An 8,670-nucleotide genomic window follows, 5' to 3' on the forward strand; every position below is an offset into this window, starting at 1 on the left:
ATAGGAAAAAAAATACTCGTGGGTGCGATTGTTTTTTTAGTTCCGCTACTCATTCTGGCGGGAGGTTTAACTTTAATTAGCAACTTTTTAAAATAAAAATCATGGCAGCAACAGCTTATAATTCAAAAAGTAAACTAACCAGAGATCTAAGTATTAGTCTCTTCCTTTATGCACTGCCTGTTCTGGCAATCTTTCTGTATTTCAAATTAACAAATGGTGTGATCGCACAATCACATATTGCCTTACCATCCTTTTTAGAATTTATCAAACCGGCTTTCGAAAACATCAGAACCTGGGGATTAACCGCTTTTATGGTGATTCTGGGTATTATCGAATTTACAGCAGGTTTATACGACGATCAATGGACGGGTCAGGAACGCAAAGTAGATATCATTTGTTTTCTGGCTCCTAAATTGCTTTTGCCTCCGGTAATTGCTTTTTTCAGTCTTACTGCATTGCCGTATTTAATTCCCAATCTCGCCAACTCGCTTTCGTGGGTTCCGTTTTGGGGAGGTTTTTTCCTTATCGCAGTAGCCGATGATTTAACGCAGTATTGGTACCATCGCTTACACCATCAGGTTCCTTTTTTATGGCGTTTTCACCGCACACACCACTCCGCTCCGTACATGGGTATGGCCATGGCTTCCAGACAAAACTTTATTTATACAATTTTCTTTTCGCAGATTTACTTAACGGCAACTTTAACTTTTTTAGGTTTAGGATTACCTGCATTGTTTGTATTAGTGATCAAAAGTTTTATCACTTTAGGCGCTCACTCCAGTATTGCTTGGGACAAACCCTTTTACAAATACAAAGTTTTACATCCGATTGCGTGGGTTCTGGAACGTTTAATTTCGACTCCTGCAACTCATCACGCACATCATGCGGATACCAGCGGTGATGGTGTAGGACATTTTAAAGGCAACTTTGGTAATATGTTCTTTATTTGGGATATCATTTTCGGAACAGGTTTAATCACCAGAAAATTTCCAAAATCGTACGGAATGAAGTCCTACAAACAAGAAGAATGGTACGCACAGTTTCTTTGGCCTATCTTCAAATCCAAAAAAGAAGGAAGTGCTTTGGCTGAGGGGGTATTAGCAGTTCCAATACGCCAAAAAGTAGAAAAAAAAGTACCCCATCCGGCTTACTACGAGCAGGTTCAATCTTGAAAATCATGATAAAAAATAAAACAATCCAAAACAGTATCGCTATTGTGATACTGTTTTTATCCGGAATTAGTTTTGCACAGCAAAAAGCATCCAACACCGTCTCATTAGATGTTTTTTACGCTAAAATTCAAAGCGAAAAAAAACCGCAGATCATTGATGCACGCGGTCCTGAAGAATTTGCTCTTAATCATATCAACGGAGCACAAAATTTTAATTTGGAATCGAAAGACTATGCCAAACGTATTGCTGCCTTAGATAAAACAAGACCGGTTTTTACCTACTCAATTGGTGCAGGCAGAAGTGTCTGGCTCGCAGATGAATTACTTAAAAACGGTTTCAAAGAAGCTTATAGTTTAGAAGGCGGAATTGCCAACTGGATTGGAAACGAAAAACCCTTTTATGCCAATTCAAAAAGCAAACTAACCTTAGCCGAATACAATAAAATCATTACAGAAAATAATGATGTTCTCGTTGATATTGGTTCTGTTTACTGCGGTGCCTGCAAAAAAGTAAAACCTGTTTTAGAAACCATCAGAGCACAATACGGAAGCAATTTAAAAATCGTGGAAATCGATTTGGGAGACAGCCCTCAGGTAATCGCCGACTTGAAAACGGTAAAAGTTTTCCCTACTTTGATTTTATATAAAAAAGGCAAAATTGTTTTCAAAAAAGAAGGCCTCAGAGATTTAAAAAATGATGTCGATGTCGCTTTGGCTTCCAAATAAAAACCACTAAATAATCGCATACAAACCCGACATATTTTTGAAACCTGTCGGGTTTCATCCAGTAAAAAAAACCTTAAAAATGTCAACTCAAACCAAACAATTTACCCTTCACGAAGACTGGACTGTCGTAGTTCTTGGTTTTATCATCATCGGAATTTCTCTTTTTCTATTTCTTCCTGAAATCCCTGTTTTCAAATGGTCAACGGGATCAGATTTAGTAGTGGATGTACTTAATTTCAGAAACCTTAAAATCCTCGGATTGCAATTTATTTATCTGGTTTCCGTGGGAACCTTAGGGACTTTTTTGATTGGAAAATCAGTCAAAAACTTTTTACTGGGTTTTCCAATTGTTTATCTCTTAACCATTTTTGCCTTGGTGATCTCCGGAAATACCACCATCAAAGGTCTAAATCTCGAAGCGGTGATTTTTAGTTTAATCATAGGTCTCTGTTTAGGTAATTTTTTCATCCTTCCACGGTGGTTTCGTTCCTCACTTTCGACAGAGGTATTTGTCAAAATTGGCTTGGTATTACTGGGAACCACTGTTATTTTCTCAGACATTCTAAAAGCCGGCTCATTAGGGCTTATTCAGGCATTAGTAGTTGTACTGTCCGTTTGGTACTTTGCCTTCTGGCTGTGCAAAAAATTAAAAGTCGACGATGAATTAACCATGATGATTTCCAGCGCGGTTTCGATTTGCGGAGTTTCGGCGGCAATTGCGACTTCAGGTGCCATCAAAGGCGACTCAAAAAAACTGTCTTACGTGATTTCTATTGTTTTGGTCACCGCAATACCCATGATGATTTTCATGCCTATAATAGCCAAACATTTCAACTTTCCCGAAGAAGTAACCGGAGCCTGGCTGGGCGGCAGTATTGATACTTCGGGAGCCGTTGTGGCATCAGGCTCCTTGGTAGGCGAAACTGCTTTAAAAATTAGTACAATTGTCAAATTCTCTCAAAATGTACTCTTAGGATTAGCTGCGTTTGCCATATCCGTATACTGGACTTATACTCAGAACCAATCGGAAGAAGCTGTGGCAGCCAAACCAACTTTAGCTGTTATATGGGAACGTTTTCCAAAATTTGTCATTGGATTTATTGCCGCTTCACTCTTCTTTTCCTTTTTTTTGACTGCCGAAGTGAGAGACGAAGTAAAAGACAGCTTAAAAAATCTACAAGGCATTTGGTTTGCCCTGGCCTTTACCAGTATTGGACTGGAAACCAAATTTAAAGATTTACTGGGTAATACCAGCCGAAAACCTTTATATGCCTTTTTAATAGCACAATTGTTCAATATCGTTGTCACGCTGATCATTGCTTTTTTACTTTTTAAAGAATAACAATCTGAATCATTTTTTGAACACTTTAAAACGTAACTAATTGTACTAAAACACATTTCATTAAAAATAAATCACAGAGTTGTTCTAAAAAATCATAATTTACTCTACTTTTTTTAAGCTATGTTTCCAGGCCACAAACCAATTCAATAAAAGATAAACCCGTTTCAGCAACTCACAACATGAATTAAAATGAAAAAAACACTTCTCACTCTCCACCTCTTATTTTCGACAGTGCTTTTCGTTTTCGCACAAAACAAAACCACTACCCCTACTTCAAAACCAAATATCATCCTGATTCTGGTCGACGATATGGGCTATTCTGATTTAGGTAATTATGGTTCCGAAATTAAAACACCAAATCTCGACAAACTGGCTAGTGAAGGTTTACGTCTTCGCGAATTCTACAACAACTCGATTTGCGCACCAACCAGAGCCTCTTTATTAACGGGACAATATCAACACAAGGCGGGGATGGGATTTTTTGACATCAACCTTGGCCTGCCGGCTTATCAGGGATACCTCAACAAAGAATCTTTGACATTGGGAGAAGTTTTTCGTTCTGGTGGTTACAGTACCTTACTTTCAGGAAAATGGCACGTGGGTTCCGAAGATCAGTCGCAATGGCCTAACCAGAGAGGTTTTGATAAATTTTATGGCATCTTAAAAGGAGCTTCCAGTTATTTCGACAGCAAACCTTTGCCTTTTGGAAAAACACCTTATCCGGTAAAATTACTTCGAAACAATGAAGAACTCCATCCTAAAGACGATTCTTATTATTTTACCGATGAAATCGGAAACAACGCAGTGACTTTTCTCGACGAACAAAACAAAGAAAATAAGCCGTTCTTTCTGTATTTAGCTTTTACCGCTCCACATTGGCCGCTACAGGCAAAACCGGTAGACATTGCCAAATACAAAGGAAAATTTGACGAAGGCTGGGATGTTTTAAGAGAAAAAAGAATCGAAAAGCTAAAAACAAATGGCATTTTATCCCCCAATCAAACTGTATCACCAAGAGATCCGGAAGTGCCGGAATGGAATAAACTTACTTATGACGAAAAACAATTCTGGAAAGCCAAAATGGAAGTTTATGCCGCAATGGTAGACAATATGGATCAGAATGTGGGTAAGGTTTTGAATAAACTAAAAGCGCTAAAAAAAGATAAAAACACCCTCATTATCTTTATCTCAGACAATGGTGCGCAGGGCGGTTTCAACACCTACAATCCGTTAGGCAGAGGTTTAGTCCGAAATGATGGTCCAATTGGAACTTCAGGTTCATTCGATTATCAGGAACAAAACTGGGCCTATTTATCGAATACTCCTTTACAACAATACAAAAACAATATGCACGAAGGCGGTTTCAGCTCTCCATTTATTGCCTGGTTTCCGTCCAAAATAAAAGGAGGCCGCATCGATAAAGGTACCGGACACATTATTGACCTTGCTCCTACTTTCTATGAATTGACCGGAATTGAATATCCAAAAGAATACAATGGTGCCAAATCGAACCCGTTACCAGGAAAAAGTCTCCTTCCTGTATTATTTGACAATGCTTCCGAAGTCGATAGAGGAGCTCCGTTATTTTGGGAAAGAGCCGGAAACAGAGCCGTACGAGATGGAAAATGGAAACTGGTATCGATTTACCCCTCTTACGAGTGGGAACTCTATGATATCGAAACAGATCGTGGTGAAACTAATAATGTAGCCAAACAGAACCCCGGTATTGTGAATAAACTATCGGCTGCCTATTTTGATTGGGCCGATCAGACCGGAGTTGTAGAATACAGTAAATTCAAACTAAAACAAGAAGTGATGCCAGGCGGCGCTGCCTTAAAAAAATAATTGAAACTTCTTTTTACATTTTATAAAGCATTTTAAAGACAGAAAAATAAGTAATAACAACTCTTACTTCTTTTTCTGTCTTTTTTTTATCCCCAAAAAAAAAAAAAAACAACTAATTAAAAATCAATGCCTTACCTATTTTATTTCACTTATCTGAATAAATTTTAAAAAAACTCTTGGATTTTACTATTTTAAATTTAACTTTGTCTATAGAATTAGTAGAGATTAAAATTTAAAGAACTACATTTTGAACACAACAGCAAGCCAATCCAATTACATTCTTCCAAAAAAATATACCTATAACACTTTTTGTTATATGTGCTTCTGCCGTTAATTCTCAAAAATCTTTTCATTTGAAATCGATTTTATACCTAAAATCGAAATTCACCCCGAGTACAACTACACAATCATTTTATTGTTGGTCCTTAAACCGGGTTATACTATCAAGCAAAGATGTCTTTCGTCTGAAGAACAATTCGATCTACTTTGATAAACCTTAGGATTCAACAATTTAGACATTATTATACTGTAAATTAAACGGTTTTTATTTCGGGGGTTTTTAGTTTTAAACTAAATTTACTAGTACGATAAAATTGTTTTTTTACGAATGAAAGTTCTTAAAATACGACAGCAAAAAATAAATTAACCATTAAACCATTAAGCCATGGCTGAAACAAAACAACAACAAACAGCATTAGGAGATGTTGCAGCAAGACAATTAGCAATTGCAACCCGTACCGTTCCTCAAATTGGAACAATTACACCACGTTGGTTAACGCATCTTTTGCATTGGACACCAGTAGAATCGGGTGTATTCCGTTTGAATAAAGTAAAAGACGGAAGTCACATCGAAGTAGATTGTTCTGCAAGAGACGAAAGAGTTTTACCCAATACTTTTGTCGATTATATCGATAATCCGAGAGAATATAATCTGGCAGCAGTTCAAACGATTGTTGAAGTACATACCAGAGTTTCAGATTTGTACAGTAAACCGTACAATCAGATTTCTGAACAACTTAGATTGGCGATTGAAACCATTAAAGAGCGCCAGGAAAGCGAATTAATCAACAATAAAGATTATGGTTTGCTCAGCAATGTTGCGCCTTCGCAAATTATTAAAACCAGAACCGGTGCACCAACGCCAGATGATTTAGACGAACTACTAACAAAAGTGTGGAAAGAACCGGGATTCTTTTTACTACATCCTTTGGCAATTGCAGCTTTTGGCCGTGAATGTACCCGTCGTGGTGTTCCACCTCCTACGACCTCTTTGTTTGGATCTCAATTTTTAACCTGGAGAGGAATTCCGCTTATTCCATCCGACAAATTGCCTATCAAAGACGGAAAATCAAAAATCATTTTATTGCGTACAGGAGAGAGCCGTCAGGGTGTTATCGGATTAATTCAGCCAGGATTGCAAGGCGAACAGTCACCGGGATTATCTGTTCGTTTTATGGGAATAAATGAAAAAGCAATTGCATCTTATCTGGTATCACTATATTGCTCACTGGCAGTATTGGTAGACGATGCCATCGCCGTTCTTGAAGATGTAGAAATTGGAAAGTACCATGAGTATAAATACTAACAACAACGGCTTACCCAACATTGAGGATTTGCAGCTTTTGGCTAACGAATTGTTCAGTACGTTACCTAACGAATTTCCCAAAGAAATTTCGTTAAGTCCTGATCGTAGCGAACATCCCCGTGCCACAAAAGTTGCAGAAACCTTCCTGAATACGGGGAACTTCAGTGGCCACAGCCCGGCAGCCCTGCCCTTGCAGGATGCACCAGCTTCACCAACTGCTTTACCAGCATTTAGTGGATTTGGAGCAACGCCAACTGTTGCTAATTATGGCTCAGGAGCTTCGGCTTTATATCCAAATGCCGGAGCCGGATTTGATCCTCAAAGTGAAACTTCTCCATTGGGAATTTCACACGGAAATAATGTAAATGTCAACAATCCGCAAACCGGTTTTTATGACGAAAATTTTGGGAATAACGGAACCGCTCAGCTAAATGAAGAAAGTATTTTTTCGAAATTGCTTTTAAATAATGAATACCTGCCTTTTCAAAACCAAGGTTCTTCGTTTGAAACAGAATTAAAAGCAGCATTGGCTTTTGTGGATACACAATTTACAAAACGTGCCAATCTTCCGTTAAACGGAAATGAGATGTCAAATTCGTACTACTTTTTAGAGCAAAATCCGTTTGCTTTTGATCAGAGAAATTCGAATTTAATCGTTGGAAATACTTTTGAAAAACAAGATTTTGGTGGTATTTCCGGTTCTCATTTTGATGCTAAACGAATCAAAAAAGATTTTCCTATCCTAAGAGAAACCGTAAACGGAAAACCTTTGGTTTGGTTTGATAATGCTGCTACGACGCAAAAACCGCAGTCGGTTATTGATCGTATTGCCTATTTCTACGAACATGAAAATTCGAATATCCATCGTGCTGCTCACGAATTGGCTGCCCGCGCATCGGATGCTTATGAAGCTGCCCGCGAAAAAGTAAAAACGTTCCTCAATGCCGGCTCCGTAAACGAAATTGTATTTGTTCGTGGTGCTACTGAAGGTATTAACCTTGTGGCACAGAGTTGGGGCGATTCTAATTTAGTTGCTGGTGACGAAATCATTGTCAGTAATTTAGAACATCACGCGAATATTGTTCCGTGGAAACGTCTGGCAGATAAAAAAGGATTAAAACTTCGTGTAATTCCGGTTGACGATGATGGTCAACTTTTACTGGATGAATATGCTAAATTGCTGAATTCAAAAACACGTCTGGTTGCTTTTACTCAGGTATCAAATGCACTGGGAACTGTAACCCCGGCCAAAAAGATTGTCGAAATGGCTCATGCCGTTGGAGCAAAAGTTCTAATTGATGGCGCACAATCGGTTTCACACATGAAAGTTGATGTTCAAAATTTAAATCCGGACTGGCTGGTTTTCTCCGGACACAAACTTTTTGGACCTACAGGAATTGGCGCTTTATACGGAAAGGAAGAATTACTGAATGAAATGCATCCTTACCAATCTGGTGGCAACATGATTCAGGATGTCACTTTTGAGGAAATAAAATACCACAAAGCACCCAATCGCTTCGAAGCCGGAACGGGAAATATTGCCGATGCAATTGGCCTTGGGGCAGCAATAGATTATGTGACAAAATTAGGAATAGATGCAATAGGCCAGTACGAACATCAATTGTTAGACTACGCGACAAAACTGCTAAAAGAAATTCCGGGCGTTCGACTGATTGGTACAGCAGCAAATAAGGCAAGCGTACTTTCTTTTAATCTGCAAGGTTACACAAACGATCAGGTGGGACAAGCCTTAAATAAAGAAGGTGTTGCAGTACGAACCGGACATCATTGTGCCCAGCCTATTTTGCGAAGAATGGGAGTCGAAACTACTGTTCGTCCGTCTCTGGCTTTTTACAATACCACTGAAGATGTTGATACTTTTATCAAAACCTTGTGGGAACTTAAAAAAGTTAGATTTTAAAAAACAATGCTAAAAACTAATAAGTTAGACCTATTCAAAAAGAATAATTACTTTTTTTAATATTTTGAGTAATTATAACC

Annotated in this window: 6 protein-coding genes; all 6 read left to right on the plus strand. The window is 38.2% G+C overall.

Translation table 11 applies throughout. The annotated features are described in order from the left end of the window. The first annotated feature begins 101 nt into the window (after positions 1–101). The 6 genes from JO950_RS14845 (at position 102) to JO950_RS14870 (ending at position 8,590) form a co-directional block, all read left to right on the plus strand. Positions 102–1,172: a sterol desaturase family protein gene (locus tag JO950_RS14845; protein WP_202703364.1), complete on the plus strand. Its 1,071-nt coding sequence runs from the start codon at positions 102–104 to the stop codon at positions 1,170–1,172. A 5-nt stretch (positions 1,173–1,177) separates the two neighbouring features. Next, positions 1,178–1,897 (plus strand): thioredoxin domain-containing protein, encoded by a 720-nt coding sequence (locus JO950_RS14850; protein WP_202703365.1) that lies wholly within the window; start codon positions 1,178–1,180, stop codon positions 1,895–1,897. 79 nt (positions 1,898–1,976) lie between these two features. Then, positions 1,977–3,239 (plus strand): YeiH family protein, encoded by a 1,263-nt coding sequence (locus tag JO950_RS14855; protein ID WP_202703366.1) that lies wholly within the window; start codon positions 1,977–1,979, stop codon positions 3,237–3,239. Positions 3,240–3,428: 189 nt separating this feature from the next. Then, positions 3,429–5,084: an arylsulfatase gene (locus JO950_RS14860; protein ID WP_202703367.1), complete on the plus strand. Its 1,656-nt coding sequence runs from the start codon at positions 3,429–3,431 to the stop codon at positions 5,082–5,084. Positions 5,085–5,748: 664 nt separating this feature from the next. Beyond that, positions 5,749–6,669, plus strand: coding sequence for a family 2A encapsulin nanocompartment shell protein (locus JO950_RS14865; protein WP_202703368.1), 921 nt, complete (start codon positions 5,749–5,751; stop codon positions 6,667–6,669). Further along, a complete protein-coding gene (locus tag JO950_RS14870; protein WP_202703369.1) occupies positions 6,653–8,590 on the plus strand; it encodes a family 2A encapsulin nanocompartment cargo protein cysteine desulfurase in 1,938 nt (645 codons plus the stop codon). Before JO950_RS14865 ends, JO950_RS14870 begins: the two co-directional genes overlap by 17 nt. Positions 8,591–8,670 lie beyond the last annotated feature (80 nt).

This window comes from Flavobacterium sp. UGB4466 (assembly GCF_903469665.1).
GTDB classification, from domain to species: Bacteria; Bacteroidota; Bacteroidia; order Flavobacteriales; family Flavobacteriaceae; genus Flavobacterium; species Flavobacterium lipolyticum.

What these genes read in the sequence shown, in the direction of transcription:
- JO950_RS14860 (WP_202703367.1), top strand. Translation starts at nt 3,429, where the DNA reads ATGAAAAAAACACTTCTCACTCTCCACCTCTTATTTTCGACAGTGCTT.
- JO950_RS14850 (WP_202703365.1), top strand. Translation starts at nt 1,178, where the DNA reads ATGATAAAAAATAAAACAATCCAAAACAGTATCGCTATTGTGATACTG.
- JO950_RS14845 (WP_202703364.1), top strand. Translation starts at nt 102, where the DNA reads ATGGCAGCAACAGCTTATAATTCAAAAAGTAAACTAACCAGAGATCTA.
- JO950_RS14855 (WP_202703366.1), top strand. Translation starts at nt 1,977, where the DNA reads ATGTCAACTCAAACCAAACAATTTACCCTTCACGAAGACTGGACTGTC.
- JO950_RS14870 (WP_202703369.1), top strand. Translation starts at nt 6,653, where the DNA reads ATGAGTATAAATACTAACAACAACGGCTTACCCAACATTGAGGATTTG.
- JO950_RS14865 (WP_202703368.1), top strand. Translation starts at nt 5,749, where the DNA reads ATGGCTGAAACAAAACAACAACAAACAGCATTAGGAGATGTTGCAGCA.